32 protein-coding genes are annotated in these 23,611 nt (G+C 62.8%); 24 read left to right on the forward strand and 8 right to left on the reverse strand.

Annotated elements, in window-relative coordinates; translation table 11 throughout:
• Positions 1-63: 63 nt before the first annotated feature.
• On the reverse strand, positions 64-378 hold the full coding sequence (locus BQ8794_RS30250) for a YMGG-like glycine zipper-containing protein (protein ID WP_077382798.1): 315 nt from the start codon (positions 376-378) through the stop codon (positions 64-66).
• A 325-nt stretch (positions 379-703) separates the two neighbouring features.
• Here BQ8794_RS30250 and BQ8794_RS30255 point away from each other — a divergent pair, with 325 nt between their 5' ends.
• The 12 genes from BQ8794_RS30255 to BQ8794_RS30310 all read left to right on the forward strand — a co-directional run bounded on the left by BQ8794_RS30255 (position 704) and on the right by BQ8794_RS30310 (position 14,236).
• Complete coding sequence (locus tag BQ8794_RS30255; protein ID WP_077382801.1) at positions 704-1,636, forward strand: hypothetical protein; 933 nt, start codon at positions 704-706, stop codon at positions 1,634-1,636.
• 280 nt (positions 1,637-1,916) lie between these two features.
• On the forward strand, positions 1,917-2,906 hold the full coding sequence (locus tag BQ8794_RS30260; protein WP_077382804.1) for a Coat protein: 990 nt from the start codon (positions 1,917-1,919) through the stop codon (positions 2,904-2,906).
• A 335-nt stretch (positions 2,907-3,241) separates the two neighbouring features.
• Complete coding sequence (locus BQ8794_RS30265; protein ID WP_077382807.1) at positions 3,242-3,481, forward strand: hypothetical protein; 240 nt, start codon at positions 3,242-3,244, stop codon at positions 3,479-3,481.
• Between the two features lie 341 nt (positions 3,482-3,822).
• Complete coding sequence (locus BQ8794_RS30275) at positions 3,823-4,419, forward strand: phage connector family protein (protein WP_077382810.1); 597 nt, start codon at positions 3,823-3,825, stop codon at positions 4,417-4,419.
• Positions 4,419-6,860 (forward strand): phage tail protein, encoded by a 2,442-nt coding sequence (locus BQ8794_RS30280; RefSeq protein ID WP_077382813.1) that lies wholly within the window; start codon positions 4,419-4,421, stop codon positions 6,858-6,860. The genes BQ8794_RS30275 and BQ8794_RS30280 overlap by 1 nt, the downstream gene beginning before the upstream one ends.
• A 292-nt stretch (positions 6,861-7,152) precedes the next feature.
• A complete protein-coding gene (locus BQ8794_RS30285) occupies positions 7,153-7,812 on the forward strand; it encodes a hypothetical protein (RefSeq protein WP_077382815.1) in 660 nt (219 codons plus the stop codon).
• Between the two features lie 2 nt (positions 7,813-7,814).
• The gene (locus BQ8794_RS30290; protein WP_077382817.1) at positions 7,815-8,306 is read left to right on the forward strand and encodes a hypothetical protein; all 492 of its coding nucleotides are present in this window, start codon (positions 7,815-7,817) and stop codon (positions 8,304-8,306) included.
• Entirely contained in the window at positions 8,306-9,184 is an 879-nt protein-coding gene (locus BQ8794_RS30295; RefSeq protein WP_174654557.1) for a hypothetical protein, read from the forward strand. The genes BQ8794_RS30290 and BQ8794_RS30295 overlap by 1 nt, the downstream gene beginning before the upstream one ends.
• Positions 9,184-9,378, forward strand: coding sequence for a hypothetical protein (locus BQ8794_RS36130; RefSeq protein WP_210189879.1), 195 nt, complete (start codon positions 9,184-9,186; stop codon positions 9,376-9,378). The genes BQ8794_RS30295 and BQ8794_RS36130 overlap by 1 nt, the downstream gene beginning before the upstream one ends.
• 104 nt (positions 9,379-9,482) lie before the next feature.
• Entirely contained in the window at positions 9,483-9,848 is a 366-nt protein-coding gene (locus BQ8794_RS30300) for a VanZ family protein (RefSeq protein WP_244555164.1), read from the forward strand.
• Between the two features lie 271 nt (positions 9,849-10,119).
• The gene (locus tag BQ8794_RS30305; RefSeq protein ID WP_077382819.1) at positions 10,120-13,452 is read left to right on the forward strand and encodes an SGNH/GDSL hydrolase family protein; all 3,333 of its coding nucleotides are present in this window, start codon (positions 10,120-10,122) and stop codon (positions 13,450-13,452) included.
• Positions 13,453-13,522: 70 nt separating this feature from the next.
• Positions 13,523-14,236, forward strand: a complete 714-nt coding sequence (locus BQ8794_RS30310) for a class I SAM-dependent methyltransferase (RefSeq protein WP_077382821.1) — start codon at positions 13,523-13,525, stop codon at positions 14,234-14,236.
• Here the strand turns inward: BQ8794_RS30310 and BQ8794_RS37130 are convergent.
• The 5 genes from BQ8794_RS37130 to BQ8794_RS30325 all read right to left on the reverse strand — a co-directional run bounded on the left by BQ8794_RS37130 (position 14,225) and on the right by BQ8794_RS30325 (position 16,306).
• Positions 14,225-14,776: an acyltransferase gene (locus BQ8794_RS37130; RefSeq protein WP_077382824.1), complete on the reverse strand. Its 552-nt coding sequence runs from the start codon at positions 14,774-14,776 to the stop codon at positions 14,225-14,227. The genes BQ8794_RS30310 and BQ8794_RS37130 overlap by 12 nt on opposite strands.
• Positions 14,777-15,228: 452 nt before the next feature.
• Positions 15,229-15,369, reverse strand: a complete 141-nt coding sequence (locus BQ8794_RS35865; RefSeq protein ID WP_167378900.1) for a hypothetical protein — start codon at positions 15,367-15,369, stop codon at positions 15,229-15,231.
• Positions 15,370-15,513: 144 nt separating this feature from the next.
• Entirely contained in the window at positions 15,514-15,714 is a 201-nt protein-coding gene (locus BQ8794_RS30320; protein ID WP_077382827.1) for a hypothetical protein, read from the reverse strand.
• A gap of 127 nt (positions 15,715-15,841) precedes the next feature.
• The gene (locus BQ8794_RS35870) at positions 15,842-16,003 is read right to left on the reverse strand and encodes a hypothetical protein (RefSeq protein ID WP_167378901.1); all 162 of its coding nucleotides are present in this window, start codon (positions 16,001-16,003) and stop codon (positions 15,842-15,844) included.
• Between the two features lie 123 nt (positions 16,004-16,126).
• Positions 16,127-16,306 carry a hypothetical protein gene (locus BQ8794_RS30325; protein WP_077382830.1) on the reverse strand — a complete coding sequence of 60 codons (180 nt, stop codon included), beginning with the start codon at positions 16,304-16,306 and terminating at the stop codon, positions 16,127-16,129.
• 93 nt (positions 16,307-16,399) lie between these two features.
• On the opposite strand from BQ8794_RS30325, the gene BQ8794_RS30330 reads away from it, so the two are divergent.
• The 11 genes from BQ8794_RS30330 (at position 16,400) to BQ8794_RS30385 (ending at position 21,481) form a co-directional block, all read left to right on the forward strand.
• Positions 16,400-17,212: an N-acetylmuramidase family protein gene (locus tag BQ8794_RS30330; protein WP_077383492.1), complete on the forward strand. Its 813-nt coding sequence runs from the start codon at positions 16,400-16,402 to the stop codon at positions 17,210-17,212.
• Complete coding sequence (locus BQ8794_RS30335; RefSeq protein WP_023798600.1) at positions 17,209-17,427, forward strand: hypothetical protein; 219 nt, start codon at positions 17,209-17,211, stop codon at positions 17,425-17,427. The genes BQ8794_RS30330 and BQ8794_RS30335 overlap by 4 nt, the downstream gene beginning before the upstream one ends.
• Position 17,428: 1 nt before the next feature.
• Positions 17,429-17,689 carry a hypothetical protein gene (locus BQ8794_RS30340; RefSeq protein WP_077382833.1) on the forward strand — a complete coding sequence of 87 codons (261 nt, stop codon included), beginning with the start codon at positions 17,429-17,431 and terminating at the stop codon, positions 17,687-17,689.
• Positions 17,674-17,892, forward strand: a complete 219-nt coding sequence (locus BQ8794_RS30345; protein ID WP_077382836.1) for a hypothetical protein — start codon at positions 17,674-17,676, stop codon at positions 17,890-17,892. The genes BQ8794_RS30340 and BQ8794_RS30345 overlap by 16 nt, the downstream gene beginning before the upstream one ends.
• Positions 17,871-18,230: a hypothetical protein gene (locus BQ8794_RS30350; protein ID WP_167378902.1), complete on the forward strand. Its 360-nt coding sequence runs from the start codon at positions 17,871-17,873 to the stop codon at positions 18,228-18,230. The genes BQ8794_RS30345 and BQ8794_RS30350 overlap by 22 nt, the downstream gene beginning before the upstream one ends.
• Before the next feature lie 224 nt (positions 18,231-18,454).
• Positions 18,455-18,745, forward strand: a complete 291-nt coding sequence (locus tag BQ8794_RS30355; RefSeq protein ID WP_077382839.1) for a hypothetical protein — start codon at positions 18,455-18,457, stop codon at positions 18,743-18,745.
• 280 nt (positions 18,746-19,025) lie between these two features.
• Positions 19,026-19,319, forward strand: a complete 294-nt coding sequence (locus BQ8794_RS30360; RefSeq protein ID WP_077382842.1) for a hypothetical protein — start codon at positions 19,026-19,028, stop codon at positions 19,317-19,319.
• A gap of 534 nt (positions 19,320-19,853) precedes the next feature.
• Positions 19,854-20,159, forward strand: a complete 306-nt coding sequence (locus tag BQ8794_RS30370; RefSeq protein ID WP_077383495.1) for a hypothetical protein — start codon at positions 19,854-19,856, stop codon at positions 20,157-20,159.
• 357 nt (positions 20,160-20,516) lie between these two features.
• Positions 20,517-20,816 (forward strand): DUF1236 domain-containing protein, encoded by a 300-nt coding sequence (locus BQ8794_RS30375; RefSeq protein WP_077382848.1) that lies wholly within the window; start codon positions 20,517-20,519, stop codon positions 20,814-20,816.
• Between the two features lie 106 nt (positions 20,817-20,922).
• Entirely contained in the window at positions 20,923-21,189 is a 267-nt protein-coding gene (locus BQ8794_RS30380; protein ID WP_244555166.1) for a hypothetical protein, read from the forward strand.
• Between the two features lie 37 nt (positions 21,190-21,226).
• The gene (locus BQ8794_RS30385; protein WP_077382851.1) at positions 21,227-21,481 is read left to right on the forward strand and encodes a DUF2934 domain-containing protein; all 255 of its coding nucleotides are present in this window, start codon (positions 21,227-21,229) and stop codon (positions 21,479-21,481) included.
• Positions 21,482-21,598: 117 nt separating this feature from the next.
• Here BQ8794_RS30385 and BQ8794_RS30390 read toward each other — a convergent pair whose 3' ends face one another.
• Complete coding sequence (locus tag BQ8794_RS30390; protein WP_077382854.1) at positions 21,599-22,039, reverse strand: hypothetical protein; 441 nt, start codon at positions 22,037-22,039, stop codon at positions 21,599-21,601.
• A gap of 251 nt (positions 22,040-22,290) precedes the next feature.
• The gene (locus tag BQ8794_RS30395) at positions 22,291-22,629 is read right to left on the reverse strand and encodes a hypothetical protein (protein WP_077383497.1); all 339 of its coding nucleotides are present in this window, start codon (positions 22,627-22,629) and stop codon (positions 22,291-22,293) included.
• Positions 22,630-22,883: 254 nt separating this feature from the next.
• On the opposite strand from BQ8794_RS30395, the gene BQ8794_RS30400 reads away from it, so the two are divergent.
• Positions 22,884-23,609 (forward strand): GntR family transcriptional regulator, encoded by a 726-nt coding sequence (locus BQ8794_RS30400; protein ID WP_077382857.1) that lies wholly within the window; start codon positions 22,884-22,886, stop codon positions 23,607-23,609.
• The last annotated feature ends 2 nt before the right edge of the window (positions 23,610-23,611 follow it).

The raw sequence follows: 23,611 nt of genomic DNA on the forward strand, positions 1-23,611 counted from the left end.
TGTGGGGGAGATGTCCGGCAGGACAGAGGGGGCGCTGTCCCGCCAGCCTTGCCGTAGTCTCGCTCAATAATTGCCGCGGTAGTAGCGGTCGTCGCAAGGGGCGGTGTAGATGCGGCCGTAGCGGTCCTGATAGCGGCAAAGCTGTTCGCCGCGCCGCTGTGGCGTGGTCGCGCTGCCGACGACGGCCCCCAGCAGGGCGCCGCTGGCTGCGCCGATAACCGTGCTCTTGGTGTCGCGGCCCAGGGCCTGACCGACGAGAGCGCCGCCAGCGCCGCCGACCAGGGCGCCCGTAGTGGCTCTTTGCTGGCCTTCGGTCTGGGCACATCCTGCCAGCGCGGCAGTCACAAGCAGGGCGGCAATGGCTTTGTACATGGTCATCGTCTGATACTCCGTTGAAGCGTATGAACTAATACACTGGCTGGTTTTGCCAAGTGTTTGCCAAGTGCGGTTGCATTGCGGCGGAACCGCGGCAACCGCTTGTCACGAAATGAGACATGGTTTCTTTCGTCTTGACGGTGCCTGCCTCCGACTCTGAAAGATCGTACTCGAACAAGACGATAGGGCCAGGTTCTGTCGAAAAGAATCAGGCTGCGGCCGCAACGATTCCGCCCGGGTCCAGCCGATCCCTCAAATCCAATAACACGCCTGACTGAACTGGCCAGTGCTCGTTTCCATTTGCAAACAACAAGAAGGAATCTTTCTCATGACAGATCTGGCAGACGCCGGGTCCGTGGTGGCGTCGCCACCGGCGGGCAACCTTGCAGGGCCACTTGCAGACCCATTGGCAGGCCCACTGGCCGCCGGCGACAACGGGTCCGCCCCGCCGGCCGGCAAGAGCTGGTTTGACGGTCTTTCCGAAGGCAACCGCAAGCTCGCTGAAACCAAGGGCTGGACGAAGCCTGAAAGCCTCGAGCGGGTTCTCACATCCTATGCCGAGCTGGAACGGCAGCAGGGCGAAAGCCTGCGCATTCCCGCAGCGGACGCAACTGCGGAAGACTGGGACAGGTTCCATGCCCGGCTGCCTGAGGCGATGCGCCCGCTGACATCGCCCGACAAGGTCGAGTACAGGCGCCCCGACGGGCTTCCCGAAAACTTCGCCTATTCGGACGAACTCGCCAGCGCGTCCAAGGCGTGGGCGGTCGAGGCCGGCGCCACACCGAAGGTGGCGCAGGCCTATCACGACCGCTTTGTCGGCTACATGGCCGAACAGGCCAAGGCGCAGCAGACCGCCCTTGCCCGTTCGGTCGAGGCCACTCACGACGACCTGGTCCGGGATTGGGGACCGACCGACAGCGACGGCTTTCGTAGGCGATTGGAGGTCGCCAACCGGGCGATGAAGAAGCTCGGCCTGGTCGAAATCTACAAGGCGAAGGGCATCCTCCTGCCTGACGGCGCCTTGACCGATCCGCAGATCGCCAAGGCGTTCCACGCCGTCGGCGAGGCGATGTTCAGGGAAGACACGATCGACGGCGGCGCGGCTTTGAGCGGAGGCAATCCGTTCAAGCGCAACGCCGCCGGCGAACGCAACCTGACCGATATCTCAGCCCTCGTCAGAGGCGACCCCGTCCGCGCCCGGCGGCTGGCACGCGAGGCCGGTGAAAACCCCGATCTATGGATTCCGAACAACCCTCTCTAGCCCGTTTGGAAACTCTACTCTGGCGGCCATCTGGCGGCGTTTTCTGCGCTTCCGGTGCTCACGGACCAGCGCATGACCCCGGAAACCGATTTCGGTTTCCGGAAAGGATCATGCGCAAATGCAAAGTGTTAGAGCGTCCTTTGCGCGTCCAATTGGACGCGCGGCGCTCTAAAGTCCGCTGCGCTCCGGTTCTCGAAACCACCACCATATGACTCGCCAGAGCGAGTTTCGAAACGGTCTTTGAAGGATGCCGCCCATCAAACCCTGAAGGAAAGAAAAAATGGCAGACGCCTATACCCGCATCGCGGACGCGATCGTTCCGTCCGTCTATGCACAATACTCGTTCGAGGAGCACGTCCAGTCGCTCGAGATCTACCAGGCCGGGATCCTGTTTTCCGACCCGGCCATCGCCTCCAAGCTCTCCATGGGCGGGCGTTCCGTCGACATGCCAGGCTGGAAGGATCTCGGCAACGATCCGTCCGAGCCGGTCAATGACGATCCGGCCGACTCGATCGAGATGAAGAAGATCGGCGCGCGCCGCGAGGTCGCCGCCCGCAATGTCCGCGCCCAGGCCTGGGGCATTCCGGACCTGACCTCGATCCTGGCCGGCGACGACCCGCAGAAGCTGATCGTGCGCCGCCAGACCGACTACTGGCAGCGTGCCAACAAGCTGACGCTGCTCGGCATCCTGAAAGGAGTGCTGGCCGACAACGTCGCCAATGATGCCGGCGACCTCGTCCGCATCACCGGCGCGTCCATCGTCGACACCGACATCATCGAGGCCGCCTATCTGGTGGGCGACCGCGCCGACAAGTTCAAGACGATCTGGATGCACTCCAAGCAGATGAAGGCGCTGAAGCTCGCCGACCTCATCGACTACGTGCCGCCGTCCGAGCAGGGCGGGCCGCTGATCCCCTATTACATGGGGCTGCGGGCCGTCATCGACGACGACATCCCGGTCGCCGCGGGCGTCTACACGGCGTTCATGTTCAAGGACAAGGCAATCCTGTGGAACGAACTGCCGGTCAATACCGAAGGCGGCCCGCTGGAGTTCGACCGCAAGCCGCGCCAGGGCCATGGCGGCGGCGTCACCGAAATGGTCGCCCGCCGGCATTTCGTCCCGCATGTGCCCGGCACCCGCTTCCTCGACGCGTCGACGGCCGGTGAGTTTGCGACCGATGCCGAACTGGCATTGGCGGCGAACTGGGACCGCACGGCGTCGAGCGTCAAGCACATGACGTTCATCGCGCTGAAGACGACCGAGGCCTGAGCGGACCGTTTGGAAACTCTACTCTGGCGGCCATCTGATGACGGCTTCTGCGCTTCCGGTGCTCACGGACCCAAATGTCCGCTGCGCTCCGGTTCTCGAAACCACCACCATATGACTCGCCAGAGCGAGTTTCGAAACGGTCTCTGAGCGGACCGGAAGGGGGCGGGGGGTCTGAGTCCCCGCTCTTCTGGACGCCGGGTCGGCCGATGTGGCGAATCCCAAATTCACGCGCCGTGCTGCCCCAAAATTGTTGTTGTTGCACATTGATCAATCGCCGCCACCAAACTGTTACACAAGAGGGCGATGCTGTCTTGTCTTTGCAAGGGAGGGTAACCATGGATATGACCTACAAGGCAGTTCAGGATGTGCTTCGAAAAGCCGGCATTGTCATAAGCAAAAAGGGCGAACTTCACCGCATCAACTTCTTCAGCGGTCTGGAAAACACCGCCTACTACACGACAAGCCTTCAGGAAGCCCTGGACCGGGGTTTGGCGATGGCGAGAGGTGCCGAAAGGTTGCCAGCAAGCGCCTTTGCCAAGTCGCGCGGGCGGCCGACGAGCGCACACTTCGGCTGACGCCGCAGGATGTCATCGCCGCGTTGCGCGGCGATATACGTTGCAAATTATCATGTGGCGCACGTTGCCAGCTTCTTTTCGGTCGCGTTCCGTCGCGCCCCCCTCTGTCCTGCCGGACATCTCCCCCACGGGTGGGGAGATTGGCTGTCACCGCCGCTTTCGCCAACCTTCAACATTGCAGGACTAGCGGGGCGCTAAAACCGCCGATCTCCCCCCTTGTGGGGGAGATGTCCGGCAGGACAGAGGGGGGCGCGACGGAACGCGACCTTTTCCTTCCCCCTATCCCACCGCCCAGAGCGGCTTCTTTGTTCCACCACTCTTGCTGACGGAGGCCTAAAACCATGGCCATCACCCCGCTCGACATCGCCAACATGGCGCTTGGCGTCCTCGACGAGGCGCCGGTCGACAGCCTTGATCAGGATGTCAAACCGGCCCGCCTGCTCAACCTGCATTTCGACCTGACCCGCGAGGCGGAGCTGATGAAACATGCCTGGGTGTTCGCAATCCTGGCGGCCGCCGTCGCCGGGTCCGATACCGGCAGTGGCGCTGGCACGCTGAACTTTGCCTATGAATTGCCCGTGGACTGCCTGCGGCCTTTGCCGCTGACCCACAATGGCGAGCCGGATGGCGTGCCGATCGCGTGGCGCCAGGAAGCCGGCTTGATCTATTGCGACCGGCCGGGGCCGCTGATCATCCGCTACGTCGCCAACCTCACCGATCCGAACGACTGGGACGCGACGTTCACCGAAGTGCTGGTTGCAGCGCTTGCCGTCAAGATCGCGCATCCGCTCACGCACAAGTCCGGCATGATCGACATCGCCCGCGGTGCCTATAGCGCTGCGCTGGACGCGGCGTTTCACGCCAACGCCATCCAGCGTGGCGGCAGGTTTTCAACGTCGTCCTGGGCGATCCAGCGCGGCGGGTTCCGGCGCGCCTGATGACGATGCTCTATCCCATCCAGGACACCTTCGTCCGTGGCGAGATCAGTCCGCGATTGCACGCCCGCGCCTCGCTCGACCTTTACCGGGGTGCACTCTCCCGCTGCGAAAACTTTTTGGCGCTCCCGCATGGCGGTATCCGCAAGCGCGGCGGCACCTATTTCTGCGCCGAGGTGAAGGATTCTTCCAAAGCGACGCGGCTGATCCCGTTCATCTTCTCGGCGGACCAGGCCTATGCGCTCGAATTCGGCGATCTCTACATCCGCGTCCATGCCTATGGCGCCCGCGTCGGCACGGTGGAAGTGGCGACACCCTATCTCGAAGCCGATCTGTTCGACCTGCAATTCGTCCAGTCCGCCGACCAGATGTGGATCACCCACAAAAACCACCTGCCGCAGGTTCTCACCCGCACGGCGCACACCACATGGACGCTGGCCGAGTTCGTCTTTCTCGACGGCCCCTATGACGACATCAACACAAGCGCGACCACGCTGACGCCCGCCGAGACCGGTGCCGTCCATCCAGCGATGACCAGCGATACGCTGCCATCCGGGACCGCGGCGAGTTCTGCTGGCACTGCCTTTCACGTGTTCGACCGCGACAACGGAACAAACCTCAGCTTTGGCGCAACCACCGGCGACGTGTCTTATGATTTTGCAAGCGCCACGACCAAGGTCTGCGACGCTTACTGGATAAGGGCGAGAGCAAGCGGCAATCCTCGGGCAGCGGTGGCCTGGGATTTCCAGGGCTTTGACGGCACCAACTGGATTTCGCTCGACAGCCGGACGGCGGAAACCGGCTGGTCGCGCCGCGAGGTGCGGTTTTATGAGTTCCAGAACGAGACCGCCTATCAGTCCTATCGGCTGAATATTTCGGGATCGGAGGACGACAGCAACCTCGACATCGCCGAAATGGGCTGGCACGAAGATGGCGACACCCAGACGCCGTTCGACCTCACGGCATCGTCGATCGTCGGCATCAATGGCGGCACCGGCTTCCAGACCAGCGATGTCGGCCGTACCATTCGTTTGCTCGGCTCGGATGCCGTCTGGCGCTGGGCGCGCATCACCAGCCGCACCAGCGCGACCGTGGTCAAGATCAGGCTATACGGCCATGCCTTGCCCAATCTCAGCCCGATCGCCCGCTGGCGCCTCGGCACCTTCGTTCCCGGAAAATACGTCGAAAGCGGTTCGCTGTACGAGGAGCGCCTGGCCTTCAGCCGAAAATTCTCGGTCTACGCATCCGCAACCGGCGACTTCGACAATTTCGCCACCGGCGAAAAGGACGACGCCGCGCTGGAGTTCGTCCAGGCCGGCGGCGGCCAGGCCAACGATATCACCTGGATTGCCGAATCCGACGGGGCGCTGATCATTGGCACACTGGGCGGCATCCGGGCGCTGTCCGGCTCGGGCATCGACGAAGCGCTGACGCCGTCATCGTTCAAGAACCGCCGCTCGCGCACCTTTGGCTGCGCGCCGCTGCGCCCAGTCGACGCCGGGCAATCGTTCCTGTTCGTCACAAGGTCGCGCAAATCGATCGCCGAACTGACCCAGAGCGCGACAGGAAAATTCACCTCGGAGGATGTCGGCCAGGTTTCCGAGCATATTCCGAAGCAGGGTGTCGTCGAACTGGCGTTCCAGACCGATCCCGACCCGCTGCTGTGGTTCCCGCTCGATAATGGCGAACTTGGCGGCTACACCCACCAGCCCTCGCAGGAAGTCCGCGGCATGCACCGGCATCGCATCGCCGGAACCTTCTCCGGTTCGGACTGGGGCATGGTGGAAAGCGCCATCGTAACGCCGGGCCAGGACGGCAATGACGATCTCTGGCTGATCGTCAAGCGCACCATCGGCGGCACGACCAGGCGCACCATCGAAATCAAGTCGGTGCCGTTCGAGTATGGCGAGATTGCCGACGCCTTCGAGGTCGATTGCGGCCTGACTTATGATGGCGCGGCCGTGGGGACGGTCACAGGACTCGATCATCTCAACGGCGAGACGGTCGATGCCCTGGCGGATGGTATCGTCTATCATGACCTTACCGTGGCCGCTGGGGCTGTTTCCCTGCCCGGCGGGGCTACCGCTGCCAAATGGCAGGTTGGTCTGCCCTATGAGGCCGGCGCCGACACGCTGGAGCTCGATGTTGGCGGCAGGGATGGGTCGATTGTCGGACGGCGCAAGAAAGTCGCCAAGGTCATTCTATCGCTGTTTGAGACGGATACGACCGGGCTGGAGATCGCTTCGATGCAGCGTGGCCGGTGGGAGACGGTTCGTATTCCCTCGGTCGTGACGCCTGACAGTTCGGCAAACCTGTTCACCGGGAACGTGGAAGTGCCGATCGACGATAGTTGGGAAGGGCAGGGGCGGGTGAAGATCCGGCACACCAACCCGACGCCGTGCACCATCCGGGCGTTCACGCCGGTGTTCGACGCGGAGGCGTAGGCGAAACTGCCGATCTCCCCCACTTGGGGGGAGATCGGATTTCACCCCGGCTTTCGCCAATCACCAGCGTCGCAGGAATAGGGACCGCGCCCGAACTGCCGATCTCCCCCCTTGAGGGGGAGATGTCCGGCAGGACAGAGGGGGTCGGTACGACCTGACGCGGCCTCCATCGCGGGCGAAACGCCGGCGCTTCACGCGAGACGACCCCCTCTGTCGCCTTCGGCGACATCTCCCCCTCAAGGGGGGAGATCGCCGCCCCGCCCTTCCATCACTCTCCAAAAAGGACCCTCCCGTGACCCCATCCCCCCATACCGAAGCTCTCGGCAAAGCGCGGACGGCTGCCGATTTTGCTGCCGTCATCGCCTTGCTCGACAGCGACCTCAAAAACGCTGCCGCCCGCAAACTGGAACTGGAAAAGGCCAAGGGTCGTGCGATGTTCGGCCGTGGCGACCTGGCGGCGGCGCGCATTGCGCTCTCCGAGGCCAACGCCGTCGTTGCGCTCCTGGAGAAAACCCGTGAGGCGGCGAACAAGCGCCGTGCCGCCGCGCAAAGTGAAGCCTGCGTCGACATCGCAGCACTTGCCGACGAGATCAGGGCAAACGCCGCTTCCCTCGACGAGCGCTGGCGCATGGCCCAATGGCTGATCGAGCAGCTGCGCCAGCAATTGTTCGACGCCGATGCCTTGCGCCGCGCCGTCGCCACCGCCAACAGCCAGTTCGACGCCGCCGGCGTCGCCAACCTGAAAATCAACCCGACCGCCATCCGGCGCGCCGCCGTGACCGGGGGGCGAGCGACAGCCCCCGCTCGTCTCAGCGCGGCAGCGATCCAGGCCGACAGGCTGCTGCTGTCGCTGCTCAGCCCCGGCGGCGCGCTCGACCCGCGACCGGCGCTCGGCGCGCCGGTCGGAGGCATCGCGGGTCGATATTCGCTGCGTGGCCGAGGCCGCGGCTGACCATGTGCACACTTGCCCTTATCGGCACGGCTCTCTCAGTCGGCGGCGCGCTGATCGAAGGCCAGCAGTCGCGGCAGATGGCCGACTATCAGGCCAGAGCCTATGAGCAGCAGGCGCGGGCAGACGCGCAAGCCGCTGCCTTCGAGCAGGGCCAGGAGCGCCACAAGCAGGATCTGTTGCTGTCGCAGGCGCGCGCCCGGGCCGGCGCCTCGGGCGTCGCCCTGTCGGGCTCGCCGATCGAGGTGCTCGCCGCCAATGCAAGGCAGGGCCAGCTCGACATCAAGGCGATCCAGTACGGCTCGCAGCTGCGCCAGAACAATTTGACCACCCAGGCCGCGATCTCGCGCTTTTCCGGCAGGCAGGCGGCGGCTGCCTCGATCTTCAGGGCAGGCGGCAATCTCGTGTCCGGCCTTTCCGGGCTGTACGACCCGAGCAGAGCGGTGACGTTCGGCAACAGCGCCTTTCCGCCGGCGCCGGGCGGAGGGCTTTACTGATGGCGACCATCCCGCTCCAGCTCGCCCAGCGCCGGCTCGATACCGGCAGCGTGGTTTCCTATCCCAACAGCTCGCCGGTCGGCGCCGCCATGCAGGGCTTTGGCGACGAGCTCTCGGCCGTCGCCGAGCGTTTCCGGCAGCAGAAGCAGCAGCAGGATGCGTTCGACGCCGAGGTCATCGGCCGCGAGCTGAACGGGCAGATTGCCCAGGCCGAGAAACAAGCGATCCAGAATGCGCCGGCCGACGGCCGCGGCCTGCACGACGCCATGTATGGCCAGGTCGACCCGCGCAACGGTGTCGTCAAGCCCGGCCTGTTCGACAAGATCTTCGACAGCACCGTGCCAAAAATGCCGGAAAGCGAACGCGCCAACTTCATCAGGCAAAAAGAGGCTTTGAGGCTGGCCGGGTCGGCGCGCATGGCCGAACAGCAATATGCGCGCCGCCAGGACTACGAGCAGGCCGAATGGTCAAAGGCGCAGGCTGCGGAGCTCAATGCTATCGTGCAGAGTAATCCGGACGACACCGCAACGTTCGAGGCGATCAGGCAGAGCGGGTTCGACTTCATCGCCAAGATGGGCAACCCGGTCGCCAGGCAAGCGGCCGAAACTGCCTGGCGCAGCAACACGGCAAAGGCGCTCGCCCAGGCGATGATCGCCAAGGATCCGGGCCGCGCTGTTGAACTGCTTGGCGCCGAGCCTGCCGCGAAGGCCACCGACGGCGCGATCAACGGTGAAACCACCGGTGCTGAAGGCGGTACCGATCTGTCGGCGAAAAACCAAAACTCGCCCGCTTCGGGCGATGACCGCCTTGCTGATCTCAGGCCCGACGACAGGGCTGCGCTCGCCCGGCTGGCCGGCGCCTCGGTGGCGCAAAACTGATGTCCGCAACCAGGCGGCCGGGCTGGATTTTCTCGTTACCTGCCCCTGTTGCATCAACTGCAGGCTTTTTCATGGGAAAACCCAAAGTCCCTGAAATCGCCGCTGGCAATGCACGCAGGTATGTGGTCGTTATCCATAGTGATAAGAGCGACGGCAGCCTTTCTTACGACACAGGCTTATGGTTCTGGATTTGAAATTCCCAAGCGCTGATGCGATCATTGGAACGGAAATCCACCTGGCCCGTCCAGGCTTCAGATGAAGGACTGACCCTATCTTGTTGCGCTTAGAGTCTTATCCGATGCTGGCAAGGATCGTTTTTCCGGTCACGTTGGCCGGCGTTCTCCTGCTCACGCTTCTGCCGGCGCGATTCTTGCCGGATTTCGGCACGGCCGTCACGCTTTACGATGACAAGCTGCACCACGCCATCGCCTTCGCCGTGCTGGCGGCCCTGGGAAGCCTCGGCTGGCCGGGACACAGGGCAAAGCTGATTTTTGTCCTCGCCTTTACCGGCGCGGCGATCGAGGTTCTTCAGGGCTCGCAACTGATAGGGCGCGATCTGGATGGGTTGGACTGGGTTGCCGACTGCGTCGGCATGGCGTGCGGGCTGACGATCGCCGGCTGGACAAAGAGGCGCGTTGGCGGGCGCGTTGTCGGATTGCCGTAGGGTCATGCCGTTACATCAGCCGAAGAAGGCAACGGCTCAGAACAAAAGCGCTCCGTAGCGATCCTTCGCGCCCCCCCTCTGTCCGGCAGGACAGAGGGGGGCGCTGTCCAGGGCGCTGTCCCTCGGCGATCAAAGGTTCTGCACCGGAGCAGCGCTCCGAGGCCGGAACTTACCCAAACCGCCGATGTGCCATAGGCCGCGTCCCGCGCCCGTAGAATCATAGAGCACTTTCACCTCGCTTTTGCGGGGCTTTTTTTATGGAGCAAGCCTGATGGCCCGACCTGCAACCGCCGCGGTTCGACTGTTGACCGGCGAACGCGAACCCGTGCGCCTGGCGACCGCGGCCAACATCCTGCTTCATGGCCTGCAGGCCATCGACGGCGTGCCGTGCGAGGTTGGCGACCGCGTGCTGGTCAAGGACCAGGCCGACCCGACGCAGAACAGCATCTATACGGTGAGCGAGGGCGAATGGTTCCGCGCCGCCGACGCCCGCACCGCCCGCACCTTGCAGAAGGGAACGACGGTTCATGCCCAAATCGGGTCGGTCAATGCCGGCCGGGTGTTTGAATTTAGCGCCAACGAGCCGGTGGTCGGCAGCGATGCCATCACCATTGCGCCGTTCGTGCCGCCCGACATTTCGGAGGTGGTCGATGCGGTGGAAGCGCTGCGCGACGCAACCCAGGCGCTGAAGGACGCCAGCGCGGCCAGCGCCGGCCAGGCCGCCGCCAGCGCGTCCACCTCCGCCGCCAACGCCGGACTAACCGCCGCCGATGTCGTCACCACCGCGGCCAACCTGGCCGGCGCCCAGGCCGCGCGCGACGCGTCTCTGTTTGGCAAGGGCATCTTTCCGACCATCGCGGCGGCGATCGGCCTTGGCGTCGTCGGCCATGGCGCGATCACGGCTGGCGCCACCGGCACCGATGGCACCTTCGACCTGGCGTTTGCCGGTGGCGCCGGCTCGGGCGCGGCCGGCCGCTTCGTCGTCGCCAGCGGCGCGCTGACGCAGATCCTGATCACCGCGCCGGGTTTCTACACGGTGGCGCCGACCTTCAGCTTCGCGGCATCGGCGGGATTGGCGGGCGCAAGTGCGGCGGCGGTTTTGGGCCGGAATGTCGAGGTTGGTGAGTACTTCTGGACCGAAGTTTCGACCGGCGTGCTTGGGCTGCACAGCGTGACGGCTGGGCCTGCGGCGACGGATACCGGCGTCAGGTCTCTGCCGACCATTGATGCCGCCGTCGCGGATCGGCTCGCCAGCCGCCTGGCCTACGAGGACAGTGGCGCTGCGTTCCTGTTTGCGGAAAGCACACCGGCCGTTCTGATCAAGGACGCCGAGAACGCGGCCAAGCGCATCCTTGGGCCGGTAGCCTCAAAGATTGCCGTTTCGAATGCCGGGATCACCTACCGCTTTAACGCGCTCGGCTTCATGGAAGCTGTCCCAGCCAACACGCTGCGCTTCGACCACGACCCGCTCACGCTCTCTCGTAAGGGGCTTCGCGTCGAAAGCGCGCGCTCCAATGTCGTTCTGCAGAGCAGGTCCCTCAGCATCACTCACCAGCTAACCGTCACCGGCGGAGCCGGCATCTTCGTTGATGGTGAGACGGTTACGGCTTCCGGTGGTGGCACCGGCATCTATCGCGCCGCAAATTCGACGTCGACCATCTTTGCACTTTCGGGTGGCGCTGGCGCCATGACCGGGACGCTTACGGGCGCGACAAGCGGCGCGACAAAGACGATCTCTTCGTCAGCCCTGGTCTGGGTCGTAACAAACATGACCGTGGCGCAGAGCCAGGTCGGCATCGACGGTGTCGCCAATTCCGCATCATTGCTGACGGCCACGGCTACCGATGCGATAGTTTCCCAAGCGATCACGCAAGCCTCATTTCCCCGCGCACAGGACGCCTATGTCAAGCGCGTGACTGGCAGCGGCGCTGTCTCGATGTCAATGGATGCGGGAGCGACGTGGACCGTCATCACGCCGACCGCTCGCTGGGCGCGGCTTGCTATCCCCAACCAGACGCTTGCCAATCCAACGGTGATGTTCAAGCTCGCGACGTCGGGCGATGCGATCGCTATCGATTGCGTTCAGAACGAGCCGGGCTCCGTCACCTACGCGTCGTCGCCGATGCCGACAACTATTGCCGCGTTTGCACGGGCGGCGGATGTCATCACCATGCCGACCTCGGCGTTGCCTGGCGATTTCTCGACATTCAGTGTTTATGCCGTTGTCTCGACCGAAGCGCCCAATACCGCGACGCGTGGCATTTGGTGTCTGGATGACGGCACGGCCAACAATCGCATCATGGCAATGCTCTCGTCGATCACTGTCGGTGCCTTGCAGATGTTCAATGCCAATGTTCTGCAGATGAACATCCTGGCCGGGGCTGGCGATCCGGACATTCGCCACCGGACCATGGCCAGCGTGACTGCCGGCGCTGCCGGCTTTGGCATGGATGGTACGTTGGGCACCACCGATACGGTCTTCACCAAGCCCGCCGTCTCGATCTTGCGCTTCGGCTCGATGGGTCCCCTTGGCCTGACCCCGCTAGGCGGATGGATTGAGGAGATCATCATCGTTCCTCGTGAGGCAGGCGATGCTGAGATCCGCAACGTCACGGCCTTCGGCTGGCCAGGCAACGAGCCGACGATCAATATCGCGCCGAACGACAGCCGCATCGAGGACAGCGACTATTATGGCACCTTGTCGCTTTCGGCCGCCGAGGTGAGCCTGGTGCGGCCGATCGTCAGCAGCAACTATCAATACACGACGCCTGGCTGGTGCCGGCATTTCAACACTCGGGCCAAGGAATTTACGCTCCAGTTCTTCAATCCAGGGCTAAGCGGCGCGAGCACAAATGGCATCGGGGCGATCTTTGTCGACGGCGCTCTCTTCCAGTCATTCACGATCGGCTCCGCAGTAGGCAAGACCTTCGTTCCGGTGACCTTCACGTCGGTCGCTGATCGGCATATCGAGATCAAGATGCCGTATGGCATGAGCACTCGTTTCCTCGGCGCCACCATCCCGAATGGCGCGACGATCACGGCACCGGCAACTCGTTTAACACTGCCGCGCGCGGTGATCATTGGCGACAGCCGTGGCCATGGCTTCCAGGCATCTGCTGCTCGATATCATTGGTTCGAACTGCTCTGCCGCGCCAAAGGCTGGCAGCACATCAACCTCGCCAATGGCAGCAGGCGTCTGAACACCAGCACGGCCGATGGCACGGTCCTCGGCCAGGCAAATCCGGGCGTTGCCTTTTCGCTGTATGACTACAACGACCGGGCCGACCAGGTTCCGCTGCTCACCCACAAGAACAACTATAAGGCGCTGATCAACAATTTTCGGGTGCTAGAGCCAACGACCAAGCTCTACGTCATCACTTCGAATTGGATCTCGGCCGCTCGGGATGAGCTGGCGCTGAAGATAGCCGATTATCGGCAGGCCACGGCCGACGCCCTGACCGAGCTGGCCGATGCAAACAACATCCTGATCAACGGTCTGTCGCTGACCACCAATAGCAACGCGTCAATCGGCGACGGCGTCCATCCAAACGATGTCGGGTCAGCGGAATGGGCGGCCGCTATCGCACCGCTGGTGAGCGTCTAGGCAAAATTACTGGACTGCGTCGGGATGGCTGTGGCACGGTCGTCCCACCGTGAACCAAAAGGATGTCCCGATGGCTGGCGCCGATAGCATTATTTCAATGTACGACGAATACTATGCTGGCGACACTGTGCATCCCAAACGCGAGATCGCTTCTGTTCAATCTGTGAGCCATATCGACACGATAATTCAAGGCGAGGCCTTCGAAAGAATCTTGGATATCGGTGCCGGTGAGGGGGCCGTGCTGGACAAGCTGAACAAGCGTCGTCTTGGCAAGAGCCTCGCCGCTGTCGAGATATCTTCGTCTGGCATCAAGGCGATAAAAGCTCGGAAGATTTCCAATCTTGAAAGCGTGGAGCAATTTGATGGCTACCACCTTCCGCACGCCGACAAGTCGTTCGATTTAGGATTGGCAATCCACGTCGTCGAGCATGTTGAGCACGAGCGCATGTTCTTGGCAGAGGCGGGGAGGGTCTGCAAAAAGCTCTATATAGAGGTGCCACTAGAGCATACGCGAAGGTTAGACCGCGCTATCCGCATGTCGGGGCCGTATGGGCATATCAACTTCTATACAATCCTATCGTTCGAAAACCTGCTCAAGACCTCCGGGCTGACGGTCGAGCGGCTTAAGGTCTTTCCTCACGACCTCGCCTATGAGCAACACCTGGCAGGTCGTACAAAAGGATGGCTGAAGTACAAGGTGCGGACCGAGTTCCTGAAAATTTTGCCTAAAACCGCAATGCGCAGTATCGCTTACATGGCCGGAGCTCTGTGCTCAAGCCACTGATCGAGCAGCGGCTTCGCCGATTTGCCTGGCAGGGTTGCCGCCGACCATGGTGAAAGGCGCCACGTCTTTCGTCACGACGGATCCTGCGCCGACGACTGCGCCCTTGCCGATCGTCACGCCCTTGAGGATAATGACATTGAAGCCAATAAAGACATTGTCTTCAATTCTCACTGGCGCGATGGTGATATTCGACCAGTCCTTCTTTCCCTGATGCCAGTCGGCGACATCGGTCTTTCGATGCTGCCATCCTGTCGCGTGCGAGTTGTGATCTACGATTGTGGTGCCCCAGCTTATGATCACATCACTGCCGATTTCGATGCGTTCGGCTGCGACGAGGTGGCTCTTGCCGATGTAGGAACGCTGTCCGACGATGATCTTTGCGTCAGACCGGTCAAAAGAGAAAGCGCAGTGGAGGATACATTCGTCGCTGATCGAGTGATCGCCACGCCGTGCGGTGCGGACGCTTTGGATACTCATCTTCGTACCGGCGCCGGCACTGATCCCAAATAGGCGGCAAAGGAGTGGCGGAACGAACGGCATCAGTGCTTTCCGAACTGTCTCAGTACCGGGCGAGCGATGACCACCTTCATCTCGTCGCAGAGCATAAGACGCCTCCAGTCGAAGTGAGCGCACAAATCATCAAACGCCAATGATCATTATTGGCTTGCACCATAGCTATCGGCACGGGTCGATCGCCTGGACCGAAAAAACGCTTTGGCAGGTCGGTGTTTGTCGCAGGCCTTGAATGTGCCATCGCCATGACTTGCTGCAAGAGGCAGCGCTTTGCAAGCCTGATCGTGAGGTGTTCACGCTCTAATTCGGCCGGCTCGACACGGCCTCTTGCAACGAGCGATGGCGAGTAGCATTTCGCCAATCGCAGATGACTTGTACCGAGCGATTTGGTGCATCGATAATTCGGCGTCGGTTGGCTGGCCTACCCGTCCAAAAGACATGCCGTACCCCGCACCGCTGCGCAGGCGAAATGGCTGTGGCTAATGATGGCTGTCTTGCGGCTTGTTGTGAGGCTGGCTGTTCGACCACCAGATAAAATACAGCGAACCAATCTTCATCACCGGCACGCGGCGCTCGCGTTCGCGCACCCGATCGCCCGGTAATTTGATACGCAGTGCCATCGGTTCGACTCCCGCCGGCAAGGCAATGATGATGTGCGATGCAGCAATTAGAGAACTTCCCCCAGGGAAGAGTCAACAGCCGATGGTTTTTTGACTCTTCCCAGGAAGAGGTTCGAGCGCAGGCGCCCGATGAGATTCAGGGCGTCAAGGCGTCGCCCGGGGTTGGTCAGGATCGTCCGGTGCATCCGGCTGGCCGTTCAAAGGACGGGGCCGGTTCGACCACCAGGTGAAATACAGCGAGCCCATCTTGAGAACCGGTATGCGGCGGCTGCGTTCGCGCCCGCGCAACTCCCGATACACCTTCATCTTCAAGGTGCCGCCCGGCAATTTGATACGAACCGCCATCAGCCCAACCCCGTTGTGCAATGCAGCAACTAGAGAGCTTCCGTTGCGGAAGAGTCAAGGGACGGTCGTCGTTTCTGCGGCTATCTTCCGGGACCGTTTTCGGAACGGTCGGGGCGCAGGCTCCGGATCACCGTTTTGGCGAGCGCCCGGACATGCTGCTCGGCCACCAGATGATGAAGTAATTTCCGACCTGCCAGACCGGGACCTCGCGCTTCTGCTCGCGGCGGCGCAGCTTGTCCCTCGTCTTGATCTTCAAGGTCCCGCCCGGAAGCCTGATCCTTAATGTCACGCGCCCTCCCGCACCTGAGTCCCACGGGGTATGAACGGTTCATGGCAGCAGTCTCATCCCGGCTAAGGCAATTTCGGTTCAGGCGGCAGGACGGATCGAGCTGTTCTCAACTGGTCGATGCCGTCACTTGAAGAAATCCGCCATGCCCTGGAAGGCCAGGAACGCATAGATGATCGGCCCGGCTATCAGCCCGCAATAGAGGCACAGGATCGCCGCCAGCGCCACAAGCAGCGGCTTGTCGCGGCCGACCGCGCAGAGCTCGGCCTTCACCGTCCAGCGCGCCGTTCCTTCGTCTTGCGACATCGGCAAATCCCCACAGTTTTGGGTCATTTCACACAATCGCCTGCAAACATCAACCGGGCGCCTGCAAACATCAACCTGGGAAAGGACAAGACCATGGACATGACGTTCAAGGGCGCCGCCAGGCGCCTGGACGATCTCGATCTGCCAAAACTCGGCGCCAGGATCGGCGTCGGCGAAGACGAGATCCACGCCTTTCTCGATGTCGAAACCAGCGGGCATGGCTTCGACGCCCATGGCCGGCCGGTCATCCTGTTCGAGCCGCATGTTTTTTATCGCAATCTGGCGGGCGCAGCTCGGACAAAGGCGGTAGCGGCCGGTCTCGCCTATGCCAAATGGGGCGAAAAGCCTTATCCCCGCGACAGCTATCCGCGCCTGAAAGCCGCCTGCGCCATCGACGAGACGGCGGCGCTCAGATCGGCGTCATGGGGGCTCGGCCAGGTTCTCGGCGAGAATTTTAGGGCGGCCGGCTTCCCCACCGTGCAGGCGATGGTCGAAGCCATGATGGCGGACGAGGCGCTGCAGCTGGCGGCGGCGGTCAATTTCATCGCCGCCAACCGGCTCGACGGCAAATTGCGCAAGCATGACTGGGCCGGCTTTGCCAAGGGCTACAACGGCGCATCCTATGGGAAGAACGCCTACGATATCCGGCTTGCCGAGGCGTTCCGCAAATGGTCCGGGATCAAGGACACGCCGTCGCCGCCCGCTGCGCAGCCTCCGGCGCCCGTTCCGATCCCGCAGCCGCCACAACCGAAGGGTTTCACGCCCGCTAAGGCAGAGCCGGGCAAAGCCGGAGTGCGGCGCGGACCGTTGCCCGGATTATGGGCCGCAGTGCTGGCTCCGTTGGTCGCCGCAATCCTCTCCTTGTTTCGAAAGACCCCCTCCCTGTTTCGAAAGGCAAAGCCATGAACTGGTTCAATACCAACGCCGCGCACAATCTGATCAATGTGCTGATCCTGCTGCTCACCGGCCTGGTCGGCTTCGACTGGACGCTGTTCGGCATCGACGCCGCCCTGGCGCTAAAAATCACCGGGGTGCTGGCCCTGCTCAAGATCCTGATCAATGTCGTGCGCGACGGCGTCGCCGGCCTCGTCAGAAACCAGCCTGCCGTGGAGGGCAATTGAGATGTCGGTGCTTTCCATGCTGGGCGCACTCGCCGGCAACACGACGATCATGGCGATTTTAGCCGCGCTCGTCGGCGGCATCGGCCTGTTTGTCGCCGGCGGTCGGGCCAACAAGGATGCGGCCAGGCGAGCGGCGGAAAAACTCGCCGCCGTCGAGGAGCGCCTCGAAATGGACCGCGAGGCGACCGATGCCGAGCGCGCGGCGCGCGATCTGCCGGACGAAGCCGCACGGCGGGAGGCGATGCGATGGGCAAAGCGCTGATGCTGCTGCTCGGCCTGTTGCTCGGGGGCCTGCTGCTCGCTGGGTGCGCAATGCCGGTTTCGCCGGCGCGCCAGGTCTGGTGCGACCACAACCAGCCGCGCCGTGCGTCCGCCGCCGTCGTCGCCGCCATGACGCGGCCCGAGCTCGACGAGATGAATGCCTACAACGGCAAGGGCGCCAGATGGTGCGGGTGGAAGCCATGATACAGGAGCTTCTCGATGCGCTCGGCATCAAGGCGCCGGTGGTGGTCGCCGGCCTTTCCGGCGGGATATTGCGAGCCTTGTCGCGCCACCGCTACAAGGTTCGCGAGATGTTGGCGTCGCCGATCTGCGGCGCGCTGGCGGCGGCCTACCTGACATTGCCAGTGGTGCATTATTTCCGCGCCACCGGCCTGGCGATTCCAGCGAACGACGACACTACGACGCTGGCCGCGGCGTTCCTCATCGGCGTCTCGGCGATGTGGATCTCGGACATCGTCTTCGAGGTGGTGGTGAGGCGGTTCAAGCCCGAGAAGGAGGAGTGGCCGGAGAAGGAGGAGTGAGTTCGCGGCTGTCTTAAAGCGCGTCGCGTTCGACCGGCCTCATGCGACGCGCTTTAGTTTGTTGTTTATGCATGTCGTTATCGCAAAACCGCTGCACACTTTTGCGCGACATGCATTGTTGCGCCGCAGTAGCACTCTTGCGAGAGATGCTGGTAAGGTGGGGGTGAGGGTGCGGAACCACGGGCGAAGCTGCGCGTTAGGCACGATCTTTGCGAGGATGCAGCATGCCAGCTCGCCCAATCGCCCCAATAGCCGCAGCGATGCTGATCGCCGCCACAAGCATGGCTTACGCCCGGCCGGATACGCGCGCCATGACATGCGAACAGACGCAGCAGCTGATCCAGAGCCGGCGCGCGGTCGTGCTGTCCACCGGCCGCAACACCTATGATCGATATGTCCGCCAATACGGCAATGAGTGCGACTGGCCCGAAGCGCCCGTCACCTCCTACATCAGGACGCTTGACGGTCAATGTCGGGTCCATCGATGCGAGGAACCGGTTCTCGGATTGCGATGACGCGCCATTAAAGTCCGGGATCAAACACCTGCCGCGCCGCGTCGCTTCGCTCCTTGCTTCGCCCTAGGATGACGAAGGTGTAGTAGCGTATGGCTAATCGCCAGCGTTGGAGGTTGGTGCTAGAAGCAGCCGACGGTTCAAGCCGGGCAGGGAGGAGTGATCGCGGCTGTCCTAAAGCGCCGCAGTAGCACTCTTGCGAGAGATCCTGGTAAAGGTGGGGTGAAGGCGCGGAACCACGGGCGAAGCTGCGCGTTGGACACGACCTTTCCGAGGATGCAGCATGCCAACTCGCCCAATCGCCCCAATAGCCGCAGCGATCCTGATCGCCGCCACAAGCATGGCTTACGCCCGGCCGGATACGCGCGCCATGACATGCGAACAGACGCAGTTTCTGATCCAGAGCCGGCGCGCGGTGGTGCTGACCACCGGCCGCAACACCTATGACCGCTATGTCCGCCGTTACGGCAATGAATGCGACTGGCCCGAAGTGCCTGTCGCCGCCTATGTCAGGACGCTTGACGGTCAATGTCGGGTCCACCGATGCGACGAGCCGGTGTTCTTTTTCCCGGACTAGTGGCCTTAGAGCGCTACTGCGGTGCAGGACCTTTGATCGCGGAGGGACAGCGCCCTGGACAGCGCCCCCCTCTGTCCTGCCGGACATCTCCCCCACTTGGGGGGAGATCGGCAGCTTCGCAGACAGCGTCCTTTTTGCAACGTCGGTGGTTGGCGAAATCAGTGATGAAGGCCAATCTCCCCCGAAGTGGGGGAGATGTCCGGCAGGACAGAGGGGGGCGCGAAGGATCGCTACAGAGCGCTTTTAGAAACCGAAGAACTGCCAGCCGACCAGGTAGCCAAGCGCGACGACCACCAGGGGAAACAAGGCTGGCGCCAGCCGGCTTAGAGCGGAGCTCCTTGCCGGCTCGTTAGGGGCGCTTCTTTCGGCGTTTCCGAGGTTCTTGGTCATTCCGCCATAGTAGCGATCGCTGATTAACGATTCCCCAACATGCCGCGCCCGCGCGATGGAGCCGGGCGGCTTGCTGCCGGCGGGAACCAATCGCCGCCAACCTGCTTTGGCAAGGAGGCGATCGTTCGCGCGGAGGAGTTCGACATGAAACCTTTCGCATTCCTGCCAATCACGCTGCTCGGCGCACTGGCGTTGGCGGCGCCGGTTGCTGCCCAGACGGATAACGAGACACAAGACCAGGCGCCTGCCGGCCACTGCCAGGCCCAGCCGCAGAATGGCGAGCAGCAGCCGCCGCCGCCTGACAGCCTGACTGAAATGCTTGACCCCTGCAACGGCGTGCTGCTGCCGCCGCCGACCGGTGATCGCGGCATGGCCGCACCGCCGCCGGACGAGGGCAGGACACCGGTGCTCAAGCCCGGCGAGGTGCCGCCGCAGCCGCCGAAACCATAGATTGGGGGCATTGCCGGTCTCGCGCCTGACGGTACCGGCGCCGGCAGGGATTTTTGCCGTAGGGTGGAACATTAGTTATGGCTAAATGTTGTTCTCGAAGCAGTCGATATCACCCCCCTCCGGTATCGCTGCTGATCGGGCAAAACCGATCGGCCCGCGTGCCTGCGAAAGGAACGCGGGCCAATGCGGCGGCTCGCGGGAACGCACCAGAGCGGCGCCAATACGGCGATCGATTAGCCGCCGCTCACGGAACAAGAAGGTTGCGTGAGCGTTTCCAAAGAGGGCCCGCCGTCCCGATTGTGATCTAATATTGCCACCCGTGGAAGGCAGAGCCCGCAAACCAGACAGGAGAAGACGATGAAAATCCACCTTGTTCCTGCCGCCGCCGGGCTGGCTCTGCTGGCCGGTGTCGGCGTCGCCACCGCAGACCAGGTGATTGTCACGCCCGAGCAGCAGACGGTCGTCCGCCAATATGTGGAGAGGCACCCGCTGGCGTCGATCAGCCTGCTGGGCGTGGAACTCAACGTCGGTTCCACTTTGCCCGACACGGTTGAACTTCACGAGGTTCCCGACGTCGAATACAGATATGTAGTCGTCGACGATCGCACCGTGCTGGTCGATCCCGGCACCCGCAGGATCGTGCAGGTCATCGACTGACCTTCACCCGCCGCTCTCCCGAACCGGCAAGACGCGGGAAGAGCGGCGGCTCGCCGGCAGGCAGCCGGCCGTTGATCGTCTTCGGGGCGGACGGAAAGGAGCTCCCATGTTGCCGCATGTCGAGTCACGCAATGTGGCCGCATCCGTCGACAAGCTGCTTGCTGAACGGGGCACTACCCTGTTGTCGATGAAGGCGTTGATTGCAGCCGTGCGTGAGCAAACCGGAACGGAGCGCTCTGACGCGGATCTGGCGGGGCTGATCACCAAAAAGGCGGCACTCCTCGGCGTTGCGGTTCTGTCCGATCTGGGCCGACCCGACTCGGCACCCGATTTGGGCCGAAGCCCCCGAGACGCCGGTCGAAAATTCAGCTAGAAGTTGTCGCTCACCGATTTGAGCCGAGGAGGCAACTGTGACGGATAACAGGCAGGAACGCATTCGCCGGCGGGCTCACGCGATCTGGGAACAGGCCGGCCGGCCAGACGGCGCGCATCAGCAGCACTGGGACCAGGCCGCCGCCGAGATCGACGGTGAGGAAAGCCGGCCGAAAGCCAAGCTGGCTCGAACGAAGGAGCCGGCGGCCGCCGCCAAGGCCAAGCCCAAGGACACTAAGCCAAAGGACACCACACCAAAGGCTGCCCGGCGGGGCAAGTCTTCAGCGAGCTAGTGGTTTCCGCCTAACATAAGAATCCTTTCCGGGAGTGCGCATGCGAGACGATGGGCTTGTCCAGACATGCGTTAGGAGGGGCGAAGGGCCACCTCAGTAGGCGGCCCTCTAAAACGCTTAGGCAGGTATCAGAACGGAGATCCGGTGGATCCCGACTTCCTTGCTTATGTTCGTGGCATGGTCCGTTTTGCCTTTGCCGCAGGTATAGTACTCACCTTTCTTAACGTTAAATTCCTTATCGGGGTTCGTCTTCTTGATGGTGAACTCCCCAGCGGTGATAAAACAGACCATGTCGTTGTCCATGACGGATTCTTTGTCGGCAGCCCCAGGTTGGAATACTGCATCGAGCACTAGAATACTTTTGATGCCTGTCATATCCGAGTCCCAAGTGCCTACTTCCACTATGCGAACGCCGGGGGCAATCTCCTTACCGTCATTTGGGCCATATGTCGGGACGATCTCTGCGGCTCCCGCGGGCGTCGCTAAAGCGAATAGAGGCGTCGCGGCGGCTGTCGCTAGACCGATCGTCAATGCAGACCGACGATTGATCTCTTCCATGGGGTTTTCCTCCCTAGTCAAAACGTGCGCGCATGCGCACAAAAAGACTCGGCGCTTGGGATGGCCTACTGTCAAATCAATTTTGGCCCAAGCTACCCTGTGGTTTCCGCCGCCGACCCCGACAAGATCATCGCTGCCGTCAGACGCGGGCACCAAGCGTTAGACTCTATCCACTAGAACAATAACGCTTCGGCCGCGGAACGAAGCTCTGTCCCGCGGCCGAAAGCGTGAGTTCCCGAAATCGATCTCGGCTACTGGCCGCACTGCCTGTCGTTGACGTTCGGTGAAACCGTGCCGGGAGACTTGTGCGTTGCATCAGGCATCGCGCCCTGCGGGCCTGCCGGGCAGTTCCGGTCGGCATTCGAATTCGTGCCGTCGGGACCCGCAATGATGCTACCGGTAATCCCGGGGTCGACCACATCCCGATCGGCCAGGTTCGGATCGGTCGGAGCCGGGTCGATGACGACGCTTCTGTTGCTGCCGGTAGCCATGTCAGCCTCTGCGTCGGCTGGGTCGGGGGTACTCTGGGCCATCGCAGACGTGGCCAGGCCGGCGGCGAGCACCGACGCTGCGAGTAACTTCGTAAGCATGAGTTGCCTCCATTTGTCTCCATTTTTCGGTTGTCGCCGCATCGCGACTACACAGAAAAACCGCTCGGGGGTGGTGAAGTTCCCATAAAATTCCAGCCTGCGACGTCGTGATCAGGAAGGGGCCGTCGTGATCAGGAAGAGCAATCTTGCCTGGTATGTCGGGAACCCAAAAACGTGCTGGCCACGAGCCGTTGACATGACTGCCATGTCACGATATTGAACAGGACTATACAGGTTTACTGGACAGGTATCCCATGGCGCGTCGCACGACCCTGTCGTCTCCCGGAACCGGCAAGCCCGAACGGATCGCCACCGTCCTCGAGCACGAGATCCGCTCCGGCGTGCTCGGCTTCGGCGACCGCCTGCAGAGCGAGAACGAGCTCGTCCAGCGCTTCTCCGTCAGCCGCAACACCGTCCGCAAGGGTCTCGAGGAACTGTCGAGCCGCGGGCTGATCACCACCAAGGTCGGCATCGGCTCGTTCGTCACCTTCGACGGCATGCCGGTCGACGACGCCGTCGGCTGGTCGCGGGCGCTGGCCAATGCCGGCGCCAATGCCGAGACGCGCACGCTCCGGCTCGAAGTCATGCAGGATGGCGAGCTCGCTGCCAGGCTCGGCGTCGAAAGCCCGTTCTTCATCGCCGTCGACCGGGTGCGCAGCAGCGCCGATGACGGCCATGCCATCTCGATCGAGCGCAGCCGCCTGCCGCTGTCGCCCGAGCTGGAGGACGTGCCGCTGCGCGGCCTGCGCGAGGGCTCGCTGCACCAGACGCTGCGCGCGGCGGGGCTTGTCCCCGATCACGGCGAGGAATGGGTCGATCTCGAGATGCTGAGCGCCGAGGACGCGGCCATTCTCGACTGCGCGCCCGGCGCGCCGTTCCTGCGCACGCGGCGCCTGACGCGGGCCGCCGACGGCCGCGCCATCGAATATGTCACCAGCCTGCTCAATCCGGCGCATTTCGCGCTTCACCTGGAGTTCTGAGC

It is taken from the genome of Mesorhizobium prunaredense (assembly GCF_900156895.1).
Classification (GTDB): domain Bacteria; phylum Pseudomonadota; class Alphaproteobacteria; order Rhizobiales; family Rhizobiaceae; genus Mesorhizobium; species Mesorhizobium prunaredense.